The following is a 16,669-nucleotide window of genomic DNA, read 5'->3' on the forward strand; positions in this document are numbered from 1 at the left end:
TGTTCCTACTTTAGAGTCCGATACTTCAAAAGTTAAGGGAATGAGCGCTGTATAGACCAAGTTATGCGGCAACTTTAAGAATGCTCGAAGGATTCCTCCTCTCCCCAGAAGACTTCATCGACCACCTTGCGCGCGTGCCGGGTCAATTTCAGGTACGTATCCAAGAAATCCTGGTTATTCTCCGGCGTCCAGCCGGCCGCGCCGGCCACCTGTGCCAGTTGTGGGCCCGGCCCAGGCAATTGGTCCACGCGCTTGCCGCGCACCAGCACTAACGCATTGCGGGCATCCGTTGCCATCAGCCATGCTTTTCGCAGGTCACTGGTTTGAGCAGAGCTTAAGACACCGCTTTCTTCCAGCGCATCCAGTACCGGCAAGGTCCCCGGCTGCCGCAGCGCGGGATGCTCGTGCCCGTGCATCATAATCAGCAGCTGCACCGTCCACTCAATATCGGTCAGCGCCCCGCGCCCCAGCTTCGTGTGGGTGGTGCGATCAGCTCCCCTTGGCAGGCGCTCATTATCCACGCGGGCCTTCATGCGGCGGATGGCGCGGATGGTGGATTGGCTCGCGCCGCTATCCGGGTAGCGGTATTCATCGATCATCTCCATAAAGCGCTCGCCCACTTCCTCGTCCCCGGCGATGAAGGCCGCGCGCAGCAGCGCCTGCATTTCCCAGGCCTCGCCCCACTCGCGGTAATAGCGCTTGTAGGAGGCAATGCTGCGCACCACAGCACCCGAACGCCCCTCTGGGCGCAGGCCCAGGTCAACGTCCAAGGGCGGATCCCCAGAGGGCTTGGCAAGGCGGCGTCGCAGCTTATCGACGACCCCAATGGCCCACCGCATGGCCTCACCCTCATCGTCTGCTGCGTCAGGCTCTGCCACGAAAAGGACATCCGCATCGGAACCGAACCCAAGCTCACGGCCGCCGAGTCGGCCCATGCCAATCACCGCAATGCGCGCCGGCGGTTCCGCATCCTCGTGGTCGTTCCGCCATGCCCGCACCTCCGCGCGCAGGGCGGCTTCCAGAACGGCGTTCCAGATAGTCGACAGCTCTTGGCACACCTGCTCAACGGGGATGATCCCTAAGAGATCGCCGCTGGCGATGCGCGCCAGCTCCACCCTGCGCAGCGAGCGCGCGACCGCCACCGCCTTATCCGGGTGCGCATGGCGTTTGCTGGAATTAACCAGCGCCTTAGATACCTGCTCCGGCTTGGTTTCGAGCAACTTGGGGCCGGTCGCACCATCGGAAAGCTGCTTTACCGAATCCGGGGCGCTGATAATAAGGTCCGCGGTAAATGGTGAGGTTCCCAGAATATGCATCAAGCGCTGGCCGACGATCCCCTCATCCCGCAAAATCCGCAGGAACCACGACTTATCCCGGGCGACCTCAGATAGCTTGCGGTAATTGAGCAACCCCATATCCGGGTCCGCGGTGTCTGCCAACCACTCCATCAAGGTGGGCAGCAAGATAGCTTGAATGCGTGCCTTGCGCGACGTCCCGGATGCCAAGGAGGTCAGGTGCTCGAAGGCGCGATCCGGCGAGCTATAGCCCAATGCCGCAAGCTGTAGCTTTGCCGCCTCGGGCGAAAGTTTGAGCTCATCGGCGGACATGGTCACCACGGAATTGAGAAGTGGGCGATAAAACAGGCGCGAGTGCAACTCGGAAATGCGCATCCTAATGCGGCGCAAATGCGCAAGCATGCCCTGCACCGCAGACCTTGTGCCCTGCGGGGAGAACCCCGAAATCACCGCGAGCCAGTTCAGGCCCGCTTCATCATCGTCTGCCGGCAGGGTGTGCGTGCGGCGGAAGCGCTCCAATTGCAGGCGGTGTTCTAAAAGGCGCAAGAATTCATAGGCCTCGATGAGCTGCGTGCCGTCTTCGCGGCCCACGTAGCCTGCAGAGATAAGCGCATCGAGGGCATCTACCGTCGACAACGCGCGCAGGGATTCATCGGAGCGACCGTGCACCAATTGCAGCAATTGCACCGCGAATTCAATATCGCGCAGCCCACCGACGCCCAGCTTGAGCTCGCGATGTTTGAGCTCATCCGGCACATTATCCAATACGCGCCGGCGCATGGCTTGGACGTCTTCCACGAAGGAATCGCGCTGCGAGGCCGTCCACACCATCGGCCGAATCTGTTCCAGATAGTCCTGCCCCAGCGGCAGGTAGCCGGTCATCGCCCGCGCCTTGAGCAGGGCCTGGAATTCCCAGGTTTCTGCCCACCGACGGTAGTAGGTCACGTGCGAATCCAGCGTGCGCACCAGCGCCCCAGACTTACCCTCCGGCCGCAGGTTCGCATCGACATCAAAAAATGTCGTGGAACCAATCCGGTTAAACTCCGCAGCTAGCCTGGTGGCCTTGGGCGTTGCCTCGCTGCCGACGAAGATAACGTCCACATCGGAAATGTAGTTGAGCTCGCCGGCACCGCACTTGCCCATCGCCATGACCGCAAGCTGCGCATCGAGCGGATCATCGCCGTAGATCTTGCGCACCGCAACGGCAAGGGAGGCGGTAAGGGCGGCATCGGCAAGCGCAGTCGTCAGCGTGGTGACCTGCCGGAAGCTTACCTCCGGCTGCGGGCGGGATTGCCCCTTGCGGGAGTGGAAGGTTCCCGCCACATCGTGCGCGGCAAGCCGCATCATCAGCGTGCGGTACTGGGTCCGCATCTCCTTTTTATGCTCGCCCTCGCTCGCGCGGTACGTACCCGGCGCACTGAGATCGTCCCTCGCTGGATCGGGAGCATCGAGCTCTGCAGCGAACGTTGCCGGCTGCGCCCCCACCGTTTCAAGCAGGCTAGTCAGCATCTCTTCTGGCTCTGGGAGGGGCTTTTTCAGCTCCTCCCATAGCTCCGGGTGCGCGGCGAGGTGATCCCCGAACGCCGTCGACGCACCCAAGAGCGCGAGAAGGCGCACCCGCACTTGCTCGTTGCTGCGGATTTCCGCATCGAGCTCCGGGGCCTGCTCGTAAATGCGCACGAGGTTATTAAGCGCCAAATCTGGATCACCGATCGCAGCCAGCGTCCATAAAAGGTCAACGGACTCCGGGTTATTCCATCCCAGTTGTTCTAAGTCTTGTGTGGCATGGGACCGGCTAAGGCCCAGCGACGCCGGCGAAGGCACCGTGGCAGGACGCATTATTCTCCTAGAAGTTCAGGTTGTTGCGCAGCTCGACTGTCGTAATTTGGCGCTGGTAATCGCGCCATTCTTCCCATTTGGCGCGCAAGAAGAACTCGAAGACGTGCTCGCCCAAGACCTCTGCCATAAATTCGGACTTTTCGAACTCGCGCAGGGCCTGATCCATGCTGGAGGGAAGATCCTTATACCCCATGGCGCGGCGTTCCCGGTGGGTGAGCTGGTGGACATCGTCTTCTGCGGGCTCGTCTAATTCGTAGCCTTCCCGGATGCCGCGCAGCCCGGCGGCGAGGATGACCGCATAACCCAAGTATGGGTTCATGGAAGCATCGATGGAGCGGATTTCCACCCGGCGCGATTCCTCCTTGGTCAGGCGGTACGTTGGCACGCGCACCAGCGCCGAACGGTTCTGCACGCCCCATGTGGCCGAACCCGGCGCCTCATTGCCAAACATCAACCGCTTATAGGAGTTGGGCCACTGGTTGATAATGGGGCTCATCTCCGTAGAGTGCTCCAAAATCCCGGCGATGAATTGCTTAGCGGTGCGCGAGAGCGAAAATTCATCGTCCGGATCGTGGAAAGCATTGGACTGGCCTTCGAACAGGCTAAAGTGCGTGTGCATTCCGGAGCCCGGGAGATCCTCAAAGGGCTTGGGCATAAACGTTGCCCGTACATTGGAATCCGTGGCCACCTGCTTAATAACGCGCCGGAAGGTCATAATATTATCCGCCATGGTCAGCACATCGGCGTGGCGGAGATCGATTTCCTGCTGGCCCGGCGCGGTTTCGTGGTGGCTAAATTCGGTGGCGATGCCGAGCGATTCCAGCGCCAGCATGGCGCGGCGGCGAAATAGCGGCGCGGTATCGTGTGTCGCTTGGTCGAAATACCCGCCATTATCGGTGGGGACCAGGTCTGTCAGTTCCTTGCTGTGTTCCAGCAGGTAAAACTCAATCTCTGGCGAGGCCATGCAGGTAAATCCATCATTGGCGGCCTCGGTGACCTGGCGGCGCAGGATATGGCGCGGATCTACCACGGAGGGCTGGCCGTCTGGCTGCGCAATATCGCAGAACATGCGCGCCGTTTGCAGGTCCGGCTCGTTGTCATCAAAGGGCAGGATTTGGAAGGTGGAGGGATCCGGCAGCGCAATGGTGTCTGATTCCGAGATGCGGGAAAATCCCTCTACCGAAGAGCCATCAAAGCCAATCCCCTCCTCAAAGGCGGATTCGAGTTCGGAGGGGCTCATCACTACGGATTTGAGGGCGCCCATGATATCCGTAAACCACAAGCGGATAAAGCGGATATCGCGTTCCTCAACGGTGCGTAAGACGAATTCGTGTTGGCTATTCATGCCCTAAACCTTACCGGCTCACCGCTAGGCAGTGTGCAGTTCATTAGTCAATTTCCACATGGTCAGATTCGCAGGTCGGCAGAGTATTCAGGGGGTAACGATCGGGGGTTAATGCAGCAGGTACGGCTTCGTGGACGTGCTTTGCTAGTGGGGCAAGCGAACACCTGTACAACCTTTCTAGAGGAAGAAACTAGTATGACCTCCCACGTTGATGAACTTTCTGCCAGCGTTATCGATGCCATAGTTACTGCCGCCCAATACGGGTGGTCCCCGGACGATTTACGCCACGTCCTGGGCGCTTATTCCTATCCCCTCATCTACCGCGCTAGCCCGCACGTACCTGCCCGCATCACCTCACCCGCGCTGCGCAAAGCGTGGCTGCAATTAGAAGCACCGCAAGAAAATTTCATTCCCCGCGATAAGCTGCGCGCCATCATGAAAGAGCTGGTGCACCTGCCACGTTTGCGCGATACCGAGCTTTTGGCCGGCGGCGAGCTCAGCCAGGCCGACGGCTCTAGCGACAAGCAGGATAAAATCCGCCACAAGGTTTTGGGGCTATTGCGCAAGGCCGAGTCCACGTCCTTTGCAGAAGAGGCAGAGGTGCTTATTTCTAAGGCCCAGTCGCTGCAGCAGAAATACCGCATCGAAGATCTCTTAACCGTGGACCAGCCCAGCCTCATTTCCCACCGCGTGCACGTTCACCCGCCATATATCAAACACCAGGTCACCTTGTTGGGCACCATCGCCAATGCCAATGGGTGCACCACCCTCCTCATCCATGAAAAGGGCCTTGCCTGCATCATCGGCGCGCCCGAAGACGCCGCCCACTGCGCCGATCTGTTCTCCTCGCTGAACCGCCAATGCGATTGGTACATGCGCAATAGCGAGGGTGCCGAGTTTGCACGCGCAACACAGACCACCGCGGCCTATCGCCGGAGCTTTCGGCTTTCCTATGCCGCCCGGATCGGGGAACTGCTGGAGCTGGCCAATGAAGACGGCATCGAAGAAAAACTCGATGAGTCTCCCTATTGCAGCCACCACGCGGAGCTCATCGCCACCCAGACGCTACCTGCACTCCAGGCCCGCACCGATCATGCTGAGGAAACCCGCGACCGGCTATTTCCCAACCTGACCACATCCTCGCTATCTATGAATAGCCTGCATGGCATCACTGATGGCATCACGGCCGCAGATAAGTCTCACTTGGGTGGGCCTGCCACTGGCATCGATTCTTAATACCGGCGGCCCTCTCACCCCGCGGCTTCTTCTACCCGCTTTCAGCCCATGGTGCCGGCTGCGCATTTCTACCTGTGCGCACAGCAAACGCTGCGAAATTTTTCAGGCGGTCGCTGCGCGTCACGGGTAGGATCACAGGTGAAATTAATTGTTGTAAAAGCTTAAGGGTATGTGAATGTCAACACAGACTTTCCTGGAAGTAGAAGCAAAATTCGCCGTAGCAGAATCGACTCAACTACCTGAACTCACTCGACTCGAATCCGTTGACCATATTGCAGAAACGCGCCACCACGCTCTATCCGCCATCTATTACGACACAGAAGATTTGCGCCTAACACACGCCAAAATCACCTTGCGCCGCCGCACCGGCGGCACGGACGATGGCTGGCACATCAAGATCCCCAGCGAGGGTGGCCGGACCGAGATCCATGCCGAGCTGGGAGAACCGGTAGACGGCAAGTACGAGGTACCCCAAGAGCTGGTACGGCAGGTGCGTTCCATCGTTCGCCACAACGAGTTAAACCCCATCGCGCAGGTGGATAATAACCGCACCGAGATGCTGCTTGCGGATGAGCACAATAATCCTGTCGCGGAATTCTGCGATGACCACGTCACCGCCTTTTCCTTCCTGCCCGGCGGGCAGCAGCAATCCTGGCGCGAATGGGAGGTAGAGCTTGCCGGTGAGCTTCCAGGCACCGAAGCGGGAAGCCACTTCATTCGCCGCGCCACCTCCCTTCTCATCGGCGCTGGGGCTCGTGTTTCCTCCTCCCCGTCTAAGTTGAAGTCAGCCCTGGGAGATTCCTACAACAATGCTCCCCTACCGCCAGCACTCGTAACCCCGGATGTTGACGAGGATTCCCCGGCAGCCGCAGTGATTACAGCGCTGCAAGCCAACCGGGACAAGCTCATTGATTACGATCCGCGCGTTCGCCGCGATGAGTGGGACTCGGTGCACCAGATGCGCGTGGCCACCCGCGAGCTGCGCAGCCACCTGCAGACTTTTCACGGCATTGTCGTCGGCCCACAGATTGAAAAAATCGAAGCCGATCTCAAAGAACTCGCCGGCATTTTGGGCGTAGCCCGCGATGCAGAGGTTGTGGAAGAGCGCTGGCAAGAGCTCTTGGAGTCCGAGGACTCCGATACCTTGGATGCCGCCACCCGCGAACACATCTCCCGCGATATGGGAACGGCCTACCGGCGGGCGCACCGCAGGGTTATCGCCGCGCTAAATTCTGAGGAATACCTCGAATTGCTCGAGTCCCTTGACCGCCTATTGGCGGATCCCCCGACGGCCGGTGCCCAGTCTGCAGAAGATGCCGACAGCGAAGACGATTCCGCTACCGTGGACGCTGACGGGGATACGTCTGAGGATGCAGCCGAAAATTCTGCCGAAGAATCCGCGGAAACGCACCCCGCAGAGGAAGAATCGGACGCTGAAAAGAAGACGGAAGAACCGTCTAACACTGGCGATACGGAGGCCGAGGACGTCGATGCTGTAATGGCGCGCCACCTAGAAAAGGCCTATAAGAAATTGGTCAAGCGGCATAAGAAGGCCGTGGAGAACTGGGATAACGCAGAGCTTTCGCTGCACGAGCGCGAAGATTATTTCCACGATATGCGCAAGGCAGCCAAGAAATTGCGTTACGCAGCAGAGGCAGCCGGTTCCGCAACGAAGTTAAAGACCAAGCGTCTGTACAAGGCCTGCAAAAAGATGCAATCGGTCTTGGGGGATTTCCAAGACTCGGTTACCTCGCGGGATAAATTGCTCGAGCTATCCCAGAACGCGCACCGCCGCGGGGAAGATACCTTTGGTTACGGCCTGCTGTACCAGCGCGAACGCGCCATCGGCCTGGCCGCCTTGGATGATTACAACGAGTCTTTCAAGGACATCAAGGCCGCATTTAAGCCGCTACGCAAAAAGCTGAAGAAGTAACGGGCCGTGACACCAGTTGTGGCGCGTTAGGCCGCATTGGTAGCTGCCAGGTGATGGTTGGGAAATAAACTAGTCCCAGCCATCATCTTCTTTATCTGCGGCATCGGCGGCCTTGGTGCGAGCGCGCGCAATTTCTATGGCGTGCTCGGCCTCCTCGCGGGTGCCATAGGGGCCCATGCGGTTTTCCCAGCCGAATACTTTGCCCTTGCTGACTTCCTTGGTGGAAGGGTCGTAATACCACTTCTCATCTGCTGTAGTCGCCACGGTAGTCCCTTTCGTCTATATACTTTGGACAGCACGTGTGCGCCGCCCGCCTGTGGTTGGTGCCCACACTACCCATGCATGAAAACACGCGCCCGCTAGAATATGAGGGCAGTATTTCTTTTCATGCCTCCCTTGCACCGTCAAGCAGAGCAAGGGAGCCGCTTTATCGGCTACTTTGTCCATGGCGCTAGCCCGCGCCACGTAGCCGCGTGATTTTTATCCGCCGAATTGGAAAAGGAGCTTTTGCCTTCATGCCACTGTGGTCGACGCCTAAGTCCCCTATCGCTGAGCGCGTTGCACAACAACACGCCTCTATCGTGGGAACGGAACCCACCCACGTCGCCAGCGCGCCCGCGACTTGGCCGCTCATTGGTGAGCATATCGATCATTATGGGGGCATCGTCGCCGCAAGCCTGTCGGATCTCCGCGCGGCGGCGGCCGTCAGTTCGCGCACGGACGGCATCGTGGCCGTCCACTACGTGCCAGCAATTGGGGAGCCAGCGCACGATTCCATTGGTCTTCAAGAGGTAGCTGCGCTCGCTGCGGCGCAACAGCCCACGACGGACTCGGAAGGGCAACCGGTCATCCCGCCCGCACCAGAAGGTGGGTTGGCCGCGCGCATCGGCGGTATCGTGCACACCATGGTCAACCGCCAGTTACTGTCCAGGGAGACGGCTGGGGCGGATATCACCATCGTGAGCGATGTCCCCAACGATATCGGCTTAGGCGCCGCATCGGCGGCGGATGTTGCCGTAGCGCTTGCCTTAATGGGCCCAACAGATAACCTCGACGCTCCCTTGCGCGTGCGCGTTGCGGATGTCTGCACCCAGGCGGTGACCACCTTTGCCCATAAGCCCGCCCTTCGCGCGCGCCACACCGCCGCGCTGCGCAGCAGTGGCGACGGTGTCTGCATCATCGACTATGCCGATGGCTCGGTCACCCACGCGCCCCACGTCGTGGACCAAGACGTGGTGGCCTTCGCCGTGGCGGTGCCCGGGAACACTGCGGAAGAACAATCACAGGCAATTGACGCCATCCGCCAGCGCCAGCAGTTTATCGATGATGCCTGCCATTCCTTCGGCACAGAGTCGCTGCGCTTACTGCCCGATGCTCAACAGCGCGTGGTGGAGTGGCTCAAGGCGGTGCACAAGGTCTACGGCGAGGAGGGCCGCCCCAGCATCAATGCGGCTACCGAGTGGATGGCATTTTATGAGGAAGAGACCTCCCGCGTGGAGCACTTCGTGCGCTACCTGCGCTCGCACCGCCGAAACGAGCTCTTCCCCATCGTCTTGCAATCGCAGGCCTCGCTGACCAATATCTATGGCTTCGATTCCGCAGAAAAGCTCGCGGAGCTGGTCACGGTCCGCGGCGCGGTGGCCGCGCGCTCGGCGCATGCGGGGTTATCTAGCGCCGTTATTGCTTATGTCCCCAACAACCGCGCGGAAAACTTCGCGGCGGATCTGGCAGAAGACGGTTTCCTGCTGGTGAAGCTGGCCGCAGGCGAGCCAGCCAAGGTAGAAGATTAAGGGCGAATGAGCCGGCCTATAAGCCGGATTCTGTCTAACCGCAGCGCCCCGACAAGCGGAACGCCGCGCGGCGAACATCCATCTAGACCAACCGTTGCCGGTTGGTTCCAGCAGCTACCTTCAGGCTCGAGCGAGCAGCCTTAAAACGCCTGATCGGGCCCTGCAACGTGGCAGGGCCGTGATGCCTTGCTCCCAGTGGGGTTTACCCAGCCACCGCCATCGCTGACGATGCTGGTGCGCTCTTAACGCACCGTTTCACCCTTACCTTGTGTCCCCAACTTGGGCCGAAGCGCAAGTGGAGGCACAAGGCGGTCTACTTTCTGTTGCACTTGCCCGCGGGTCACCCCGGGTTGCCGTTAGCAACCACCGTGCTCTGTGGAGTCCGGACTTTCCTCGACTTTCACTTGCGCCCACCAGCTGTCAGCACAGTTTGTCAGCCGCGATCGCCCGGCCGGCTCATTCACCCGCTCCATCTTCGTCGATAGCCGCGCACCTGTGCAAATCTGCTGGAACACTCTGCAAGGCGCTTAGTCGTAACGGATGACTTTTCGTCCATCGATGCTGCCGTCGTGCAGCTGTTTGAACACGTCGTTGACATCGTGAATGCTGCATTCGGTGACATCTGGTTTCACCTTGCCGCGCGCATAAAAATCAATGGCCTCGGCCAGGTCTTGACGCGTGCCGACGAGCGAGCCACGAATTGTCAGCCCCTTCAGCACGATGTCGAAGATGGACGCCGGGAATTCCCCTGATGGCAGGCCATTGAACACGATGGTTCCGCCGCGTTTAGCCATCTCGATGGCTTGCCCGAAAGCATCCGGGTGCACCGCAGTCACCAGCACTCCGTGGCTGCCACCGTCAGTAAAGTCCTGCACCGCCTGTACCGGGTCAACTTCGCTGGCGTTCACGGTAAATTCTGCGCCGTGGCGCTTGGCCAGCTCCAGCTTGGAATCGGAAATATCAACGGCGATAACCCGCATGCCCATCGCGTCGGCGTATTGCACCGCCAGGTGCCCCAGGCCGCCGATACCGGAGATGACGACATATTGACCGGGCTTGGTCTCGGTCATTTTCAGACCTTTGTATACGGTCACGCCTGCACATAGGATCGGTGCGACTTCTACCGGGTCGCTACCTTCCGGGATGCGTGCGCAGTAGCGTGTGTCAACGAGCATATATTCGCCGAAGCTTCCGTCGACGGTATAGCCGCCGTACTCTGCTTTCACGCAGCGGGTTTCCCAGCCAGTTAAGCAGGATTCACATTCGCCGCACGTCGACCAGAGCCAGGCGTTGCCGACAAGGTCGCCTTCGTTCACGAACTGTTCACCCGGCCCAAGCTTGACGACGCGCCCTACTCCCTCGTGTCCGGGGATAAACGGTGGTTCTGGTTTTACGGGCCAGTCACCTTCTGCAGCGTGCAGGTCGGTGTGACAAATCCCGGATGCCTCGAGTTTCACGAGTGCTTGGTGCTCGCCGGGTTCTGGGAGTCTTTCTGCACGGACGGTGACATTAGGGCCGAATTCTTCCACGACTGCTGCCGTGAATTCCTTCGGTGGTTGTGTGGACTGTGCGGTTCTGGTTGGTGTAGTCATTGCTTCTCCTCCTCTGGTTGGTGAGCTCAAGCAATGAGCTCTGGTTAATGAGCAAACTGCCGAATTTCAGTATAGAAACAAAATAATAAAATGTGAAGCAAATCACTTATTGGGTATTGTTTTCATTTCGCTGCGCACCTGTCCTGCCATCAAGAGTGGCTGCACCTAACGCCCTCGGCGGCTTATAAGGCTCACCAACGAGGGGTTAGTACAAGCCGAACACGGTGCACACGGTGGAGGCAGTAAGCGAAAGAAAGGCAGCGGCAAAAACTGTAGCCGCTGCTTATCGAGTTCCCGGTACTAGCTGCGTAAAAACTAAGCTCACATCACCGTCAGCGCAGGTGCGCGGTTTCGTTCACGCTGAGTACCGCCGATGCCACCGGCGAGTTCTCGTCATAAAACTTGACGACGCCAATGCTGGCAAGATCCAAAAACAGGTGACTAAACGTCGCTGGCCCAGCATTCAACGCCTGGCGGGTCAACGATTTAATCGGATTAACGTGACTGACCACAGCGATCGTTTTACCGGGGTGCTTGGCGACGAGTTCTTTTCGGAATTCCCGTACGCGGCGGTGCACCTGTGCGAGTGATTCCCCAGCTGGCGGTGCTAGCGACGCATCGGTAATCCAGGCATCGTGCAGCGCGGCATCGTCATCCTGGGCCTGTTGGAAGGTCAGCCCCTCCCAGTCGCCAAAATCTGCCTCGATCAACGCGTCGTGCGTTTCTACCTGGGCACCGGTTTTTTCCGCGATCTTTTTCGCCGTCACCTGGCAGCGCTGCAGTGGCGAGGACACCACCAGATCAATCTCGCCGCGTTCGGCCACGGCGGCAGCCGAAGCTTCTGCTTGCTGCATGCCAGTCTCGGTCAGCTCAATATCGCTGTGCCCGCAGTACCGGTGCTCAGCGGAGTAGGTCGTTTGCCCGTGCCGCACCAGAATCAACGTGGTCGGCTGGCAGGTCGCGCCCGTCCACGAGGCATGCGAGCCGGTGCTAATTTTCGCAGCGCCAGCATCCGAAAAAGTATCGGACACGGCCTGTTCATCAGCGCCAGCGGCAGTATCACCAGTCTCAGAATCATCGCCGCAGTCCACCACACCCGGCGCGTGGCCGGCGGCAGCAGCATCCATAGCCTCATTCGACAGTGCATCGGCTACTTTGTTGTCGTTTCGCCGCACCCAGCTCAGGTTCACCCTTCCGAGCTGCTGCATGAGCTTCTGCGCCTGTACACCCAGCTGCTTCATGTCTGGGTGTTTGATCTTCCAGCGGCCGTTCATCTGCTCGACGACCAGCCGGGAGTCCATATAAAAGTCGACGTCATCCGCGCCCAGCTCGACTGCAGCTTCCAGCCCGCGCAACAGCCCGTGATATTCGGCGACGTTGTTGCTGGCTTTCTTGCCGACGACATAGACGATTTCGCGCAACACCGTCTCACCATCGGCGGCGTAGACAACGGTGCCTGAACCGGCTACTCCAGGATTACCGCGCGAGCCGCCATCGGCGTAGATGATGACCTTCATGATGCCAGGCGCACCAGGTAGGAACCGCAGTCGCTGCACTGTGGCAGCTCATCGGCAGGCGCATTGCGCACGGCGTTTTTATCGGCGGGCGGCAAGACGATGAAGCAGCCACCGCAGGCCCGGTTGGCCTTAAACTGCGCGGCGCCAACGCCGTTTTCTTGCCGCTGCGCGTCGTATTCCTCGAGGACATCGGAAGGCAGCTGTTCGCGCAAATCCGCGATGCGCACGGCGGGATCGGGCTGGTTATCCGCGGCCTCTTGGGCGGCGTCGGCGGCGCGGCGCAGCATGTCCAGCTTGCGCTCGGAATCCGAGACGCGCGCGCCGTGGACGTCCAAGTTGGAGCGCAGCGCGTGGATCTCATTGTGAGCTTCTTGCAGCTCACTCATCAGATCCGCGATGCGGGACTTGGTGGCGTAGAGATCGTGCTCGATGTCCTTGCGCTTTTCGGTATCCAATTCGGCACCGAGCTGGCCCTTGTCATCGCGTTCGCGCCGGCGCAGCTTGCGCTCATCAGCCTGGATGCGCAGGATTTCATTTTCCATGTCATCGACTGCCATCTGCGCGGAACCGGATGCATCGAGCAAGCGCTTGTGTTCCTGCTGCGCCTTGTCATACTCAACCTTTTCTGGCAGCTCTTTTTCCCCGCCAATGCCTTGCGAGCGTTCCAGGTTGGCCAATTCCAGCAGTACCGGCTGTAGTTCTTGCGATAGTTTCACTTATGACTCCTTTGGGTGCGCGGAGATAGTCCACGGATCAGTGCGCAGGCTAATAATTTCCGTATCTAGTTCTAATGCTGCTTCTACGATATCGCTTGCTTGGGCTGTCCAGGGAAATTCGCTGGCCCAGTGGGCCGTATCAATGACGGCCGGTCCCCCGACGCGCAAATGTTCGTCCACCGGGTGGTGGCGCAGATCGGAGGTGACATAGACATCGACGCCCAGCTTGGCAGCGGCGCTGAGGAAGGAATCCCCGGCGCCGGATGAGACCGCCACGGTGCGCACTGTCTGCTCTGGGTCGCCCGCGGCTCGGATGCCCCATGCGGTCTCCGGCAGGGCATTGGCCACCTGCTGCGTAAACTCCCGCAGGGTCATCTCGCGGGGCAGCTCGCCCACACGCCCCAGGCCCAGCGCGGTATCAAGGTCACCGTTTCCGGCCGTTTCCACGATGTCATAGGCGGGCACCTCATACGGGTGCGCCTCGTGCAGCGCCGCAATCAGCGTGGACCGCAGCGAGGAGGGAGCCACAAACTCCACCCGTACCTCGTCGCCGCGGTGCAGCTTGCCGATGTCCCCTTCTACCGGGTCCGCCCCCTCTTCCGGCTTGAATTGGCCTTTGCCCGCGATATCGAAGGAGCAGTGGGAATAGGCGCCGATGTGGCCCGCGCCGGCATCGAAAAGCGCCTGCTTTACCTGCTCAGCACTGCCTACAGGAATATGCACTCCCCACTTATCGATGGTCTCTGGGGCTTCCGGCACGATGGGCCGACCCGGAGTAATGCCCACGAGCTCCGCGAGCTTATCGTTAACCCCTGGCCGGGCCTTATCGGCGTTGGTGTGGGCGGCAAAAAGCGCCACGCCATTTTTAATTAGGGTGTGTACGACCTTGCCCTTGGGCGTATCGGCCGCCACTGATTCCACGCCGCGCAGGAGCAGCGGGTGGTGGACTACCAACATATCCGCGCCGAGCTCAACCGCGCGGTCCGCAACCTCTTGGGTGCAGTCCAAAGCAAAGGCGACGGTGCGCACCTCGTCTGCGGGATCGCCGCAAATAAGGCCTACGGCATCCCACTTTTCGGCCAAATGGGGCGGATAGGCCTGGTCCAAAACACGGCGCACATCGCCCACTCGCACAGCAGACATGGGGATACTCCTTTATGCTCGATTCTTGTAAATTACGCTAGTGCTATATCCTGTCTCCCGCACTACAGTACTATCTGCGCAAAGGGTTTTCGCATGACTGAATCTTCTTCTCACTCGGGTCTCTACCTCGTCTTTGTGTGTACCGGCAATATTTGCCGCTCGCCCATGGCTGAAATCATCGTGCGCGATGAAATGGAAGATGACATGCTCGATCTCCTCGCCACCGTGGATTCCTGCGGGCTCGGCGGCTGGCACGTGGGGCAAGGCGCGGATGAGCGGGCCGTGGCAGAACTGCGCCGCGCCGGACACGATGGGGCATCCCACCGCGCATCCAAATTGGGCGAAGAGCACATGAATGCCGATCTCTTCATCGCGATGGATTCCGGGCACTATGATTCGCTCATCGATCTGGGCATCGACTCTGACAAGGTCCGCCTGATGCGCAGCTTCGATCCCAATTCCCCGGAGGGCGCCGAGGTCGCAGACCCCTACTACGGCAGCGAAGAAGACTTCGAAACCGCGCGCAAGAATATCGAAGCCGCCGTCCCCGGCCTGCTGGATTGGATTCGCGAAAACCACGACTAGACTTGGGGGCATGCTAAAGACGTTCCTCAAGCCTGGCTGGGTACTCATGCTGCTTTTCGTGGTGGCATTTTCCTACCTGGCCTTTAGTGTCCTTGCCCCGTGGCAATTGGGAAAGGACGATGACATTGTGGAGCGCAATGAAAACATCACCCACGCCTACGAGGCCGATCCGCAGCCGATTGACCAGGTCGTAGACGATGATGGGGCCATCTCTGGCGATGAATGGTCCCGCACCACTCTGAAGGGCCACTACCTGCCCGAGGATGAGGTGCTACTCCGCCTGCGCCCCGCCGGTTCCGGCCCGTCCTATCAATCCTTGGTTCCTTTCCGCACCGATGCGGGCCTGACCATGCTGATTAACCGCGGTTGGGTCAGCGCCGAGGAGGGCAATGCGGTGCCGGATATTCCGCCCGCCCCCTCCGAGGAGGTAACGATTACTGGCATGGTGCGCTCGAATGAGGCCGAGCACAAAACCGCCCCCATCACGCAGGAGGGCTACCAGCAGGTCTATTCCATCCACACCGAGCAGGTGGGCTCGCTTATCGGTGCTGACTTAGGCCAAGACTATATCCAGCTCTCCGAGGACCAGCCGGGCGTCCTCAACGCCATGCCCATCCCGCAGCTCGACCGCGGCAACCACCTTTCTTACGGCTACCAGTGGATTGCCTTTGGCATCATGGCCCCGCTGGGATTGGGCTACTTTATTTGGTCCGAGATTCGCGAGCGCCGCCGCCTGCGCGAAGAAGAAGCCGCCATGCAGGCCCTCGACGCGGATGCAGAATCGCTTGCCGATGCCCCCACCTCCAACGGCGAACCTGGCACCACTGCCACTGCCGCTGCCACTGCCGATGCCAACACCGATCCGGCACCTCTCGCCACCGAGCTGCGCAACCGCTCCCGCTACGGCGATTCCAAGCCGGACCACTACGCCAAGCTGAAAAAGTGCCGCCGCGAGCGCTACTAGCCGTCTTCGTTGGCTGGTTATGGGCCCGTCTCGGGCCTACTTTCGGCCACGAATGCGAAAAGGCTCGAGTCACCGTTCTAAAAACGATGTCTCGAGACTTGAAAAATGGTGCGGCCTGAGGGGATCGAACCCCCGACCTATTGGGTGTAAACCAATTGCTCTTCCAGCTGAGCTAAAGCCGCATGCGCCCTTGCGCTGTTATGTACAGTAGCGCAGGATTGTGAAGCTACACAAATCAGCTGGTGAAGGCTATTTTTTGGTGTAGCCGCGCTGTACCAGGCAGGAACCTTGCCACTCGCCAAAGCGCTCAGCTTTGGTCTGCACCAAGCCGGCTAGCTGCGCCGATTCGGAGATGAAACCAGGTTCGACGGTGCCCGGCTTGCCAGCACCTGGAGTCAACAACCAGACGGAACCGTTGTCCGCGAGGGGGCGGCTGGCATCCACCAAGCCGTCCACGAGGTCACCGTCTTCCTCGCGCCACCAGAGAAGGACTACATCGCACAGCTCATCATTTTCCTCTTCGAGGAAATCCTCACCAAGTACGGCTTCGATCGATTCAGAGATTGTGTTGTCACAATCCTCGTCCCAACCAAGCTCTAGAGCGATTTGCCCTTCCTTGATTCCGAGCTTGACTGCAGCGTCAGCCACTATGCATTTCCTTCCTTATCCGGTGAATTCTTACTCACGCCCGGCCCATGATTGGCACAGAGGGCG

General features: G+C 59.7%; 13 protein-coding genes, 1 tRNA gene and 1 other RNA gene. 5 read left to right on the forward strand and 10 right to left on the reverse strand.

Features of this window, described 5'->3' with window-relative positions:
* Positions 1 to 74 precede the first annotated feature (74 nt).
* Both EL217_RS08055 and EL217_RS08060 read right to left on the reverse strand, forming a co-directional pair.
* Positions 75 to 3,134, reverse strand: coding sequence for a bifunctional [glutamine synthetase] adenylyltransferase/[glutamine synthetase]-adenylyl-L-tyrosine phosphorylase (locus EL217_RS08055; RefSeq protein WP_126319462.1), 3,060 nt, complete (start codon positions 3,132 to 3,134; stop codon positions 75 to 77).
* A gap of 7 nt (positions 3,135 to 3,141) precedes the next feature.
* The gene (locus EL217_RS08060) at positions 3,142 to 4,479 is read right to left on the reverse strand and encodes a glutamine synthetase family protein (RefSeq protein WP_005278236.1); all 1,338 of its coding nucleotides are present in this window, start codon (positions 4,477 to 4,479) and stop codon (positions 3,142 to 3,144) included.
* A gap of 195 nt (positions 4,480 to 4,674) precedes the next feature.
* Here EL217_RS08060 and EL217_RS08065 point away from each other — a divergent pair, with 195 nt between their 5' ends.
* Positions 4,675 to 5,715, forward strand: coding sequence for a DUF2786 domain-containing protein (locus tag EL217_RS08065; protein ID WP_126319464.1), 1,041 nt, complete (start codon positions 4,675 to 4,677; stop codon positions 5,713 to 5,715).
* A gap of 175 nt (positions 5,716 to 5,890) precedes the next feature.
* A complete protein-coding gene (locus EL217_RS08070) occupies positions 5,891 to 7,648 on the forward strand; it encodes a CYTH and CHAD domain-containing protein (protein WP_126319466.1) in 1,758 nt (585 codons plus the stop codon).
* Between the two features lie 69 nt (positions 7,649 to 7,717).
* Here EL217_RS08070 and EL217_RS08075 read toward each other — a convergent pair whose 3' ends face one another.
* Positions 7,718 to 7,912 carry a hypothetical protein gene (locus tag EL217_RS08075; protein ID WP_005278227.1) on the reverse strand — a complete coding sequence of 65 codons (195 nt, stop codon included), beginning with the start codon at positions 7,910 to 7,912 and terminating at the stop codon, positions 7,718 to 7,720.
* 251 nt (positions 7,913 to 8,163) lie between these two features.
* Between EL217_RS08075 and EL217_RS08080 the strand changes: the two genes are divergently transcribed.
* Positions 8,164 to 9,438, forward strand: coding sequence for a galactokinase family protein (locus EL217_RS08080; RefSeq protein ID WP_126319469.1), 1,275 nt, complete (start codon positions 8,164 to 8,166; stop codon positions 9,436 to 9,438).
* Between the two features lie 3 nt (positions 9,439 to 9,441).
* Here the strand turns inward: EL217_RS08080 and rnpB are convergent.
* The 5 genes from rnpB to EL217_RS08105 all read right to left on the reverse strand — a co-directional run bounded on the left by rnpB (position 9,442) and on the right by EL217_RS08105 (position 14,406).
* Positions 9,442 to 9,897: RNase P RNA component class A (rnpB, locus tag EL217_RS08085), an RNA gene on the reverse strand.
* Positions 9,898 to 9,965: 68 nt separating this feature from the next.
* Entirely contained in the window at positions 9,966 to 11,030 is a 1,065-nt protein-coding gene (gene adhP / locus EL217_RS08090; RefSeq protein WP_126319471.1) for an alcohol dehydrogenase AdhP, read from the reverse strand.
* A gap of 332 nt (positions 11,031 to 11,362) precedes the next feature.
* Complete coding sequence (locus EL217_RS08095) at positions 11,363 to 12,547, reverse strand: bifunctional RNase H/acid phosphatase (RefSeq protein ID WP_126319473.1); 1,185 nt, start codon at positions 12,545 to 12,547, stop codon at positions 11,363 to 11,365.
* Complete coding sequence (locus EL217_RS08100) at positions 12,544 to 13,263, reverse strand: zinc ribbon domain-containing protein (protein WP_023017184.1); 720 nt, start codon at positions 13,261 to 13,263, stop codon at positions 12,544 to 12,546. The genes EL217_RS08095 and EL217_RS08100 overlap by 4 nt, the downstream gene beginning before the upstream one ends.
* Positions 13,264 to 14,406 carry a Nif3-like dinuclear metal center hexameric protein gene (locus tag EL217_RS08105; RefSeq protein WP_126319475.1) on the reverse strand — a complete coding sequence of 381 codons (1,143 nt, stop codon included), beginning with the start codon at positions 14,404 to 14,406 and terminating at the stop codon, positions 13,264 to 13,266.
* 93 nt (positions 14,407 to 14,499) lie between these two features.
* On the opposite strand from EL217_RS08105, the gene EL217_RS08110 reads away from it, so the two are divergent.
* Both EL217_RS08110 and EL217_RS08115 read left to right on the forward strand, forming a co-directional pair.
* Complete coding sequence (locus EL217_RS08110; RefSeq protein ID WP_023017182.1) at positions 14,500 to 14,991, forward strand: low molecular weight protein-tyrosine-phosphatase; 492 nt, start codon at positions 14,500 to 14,502, stop codon at positions 14,989 to 14,991.
* A 10-nt stretch (positions 14,992 to 15,001) separates the two neighbouring features.
* Positions 15,002 to 15,955: an SURF1 family protein gene (locus tag EL217_RS08115; protein WP_126319477.1), complete on the forward strand. Its 954-nt coding sequence runs from the start codon at positions 15,002 to 15,004 to the stop codon at positions 15,953 to 15,955.
* Positions 15,956 to 16,061: 106 nt separating this feature from the next.
* Here EL217_RS08115 and EL217_RS08120 read toward each other — a convergent pair.
* Positions 16,062 to 16,137, reverse strand: a tRNA-Val gene (locus EL217_RS08120).
* A gap of 67 nt (positions 16,138 to 16,204) precedes the next feature.
* Positions 16,205 to 16,603 (reverse strand): DUF3052 domain-containing protein, encoded by a 399-nt coding sequence (locus tag EL217_RS08125; protein ID WP_126319479.1) that lies wholly within the window; start codon positions 16,601 to 16,603, stop codon positions 16,205 to 16,207.
* Positions 16,604 to 16,669 lie beyond the last annotated feature (66 nt).

The sequence above is a fragment of the Corynebacterium segmentosum genome, from assembly GCF_900637825.1.
GTDB classification, from domain to species: domain Bacteria; phylum Actinomycetota; class Actinomycetes; order Mycobacteriales; family Mycobacteriaceae; genus Corynebacterium; species Corynebacterium accolens.

Coding starts and splice junctions, on each gene's coding strand:
- EL217_RS08055 (WP_126319462.1), bottom strand. CDS start 3,134: ATGCGTCCTGCCACGGTGCCTTCGCCGGCGTCGCTGGGCCTTAGCCGG.
- EL217_RS08060 (WP_005278236.1), bottom strand. CDS start 4,479: ATGAATAGCCAACACGAATTCGTCTTACGCACCGTTGAGGAACGCGAT.
- EL217_RS08065 (WP_126319464.1), top strand. CDS start 4,675: ATGACCTCCCACGTTGATGAACTTTCTGCCAGCGTTATCGATGCCATA.
- EL217_RS08070 (WP_126319466.1), top strand. CDS start 5,891: ATGTCAACACAGACTTTCCTGGAAGTAGAAGCAAAATTCGCCGTAGCA.
- EL217_RS08080 (WP_126319469.1), top strand. CDS start 8,164: ATGCCACTGTGGTCGACGCCTAAGTCCCCTATCGCTGAGCGCGTTGCA.
- adhP (WP_126319471.1), bottom strand. CDS start 11,030: ATGACTACACCAACCAGAACCGCACAGTCCACACAACCACCGAAGGAA.
- EL217_RS08095 (WP_126319473.1), bottom strand. CDS start 12,547: ATGAAGGTCATCATCTACGCCGATGGCGGCTCGCGCGGTAATCCTGGA.
- EL217_RS08105 (WP_126319475.1), bottom strand. CDS start 14,406: ATGTCTGCTGTGCGAGTGGGCGATGTGCGCCGTGTTTTGGACCAGGCC.
- EL217_RS08110 (WP_023017182.1), top strand. CDS start 14,500: ATGACTGAATCTTCTTCTCACTCGGGTCTCTACCTCGTCTTTGTGTGT.
- EL217_RS08115 (WP_126319477.1), top strand. CDS start 15,002: ATGCTAAAGACGTTCCTCAAGCCTGGCTGGGTACTCATGCTGCTTTTC.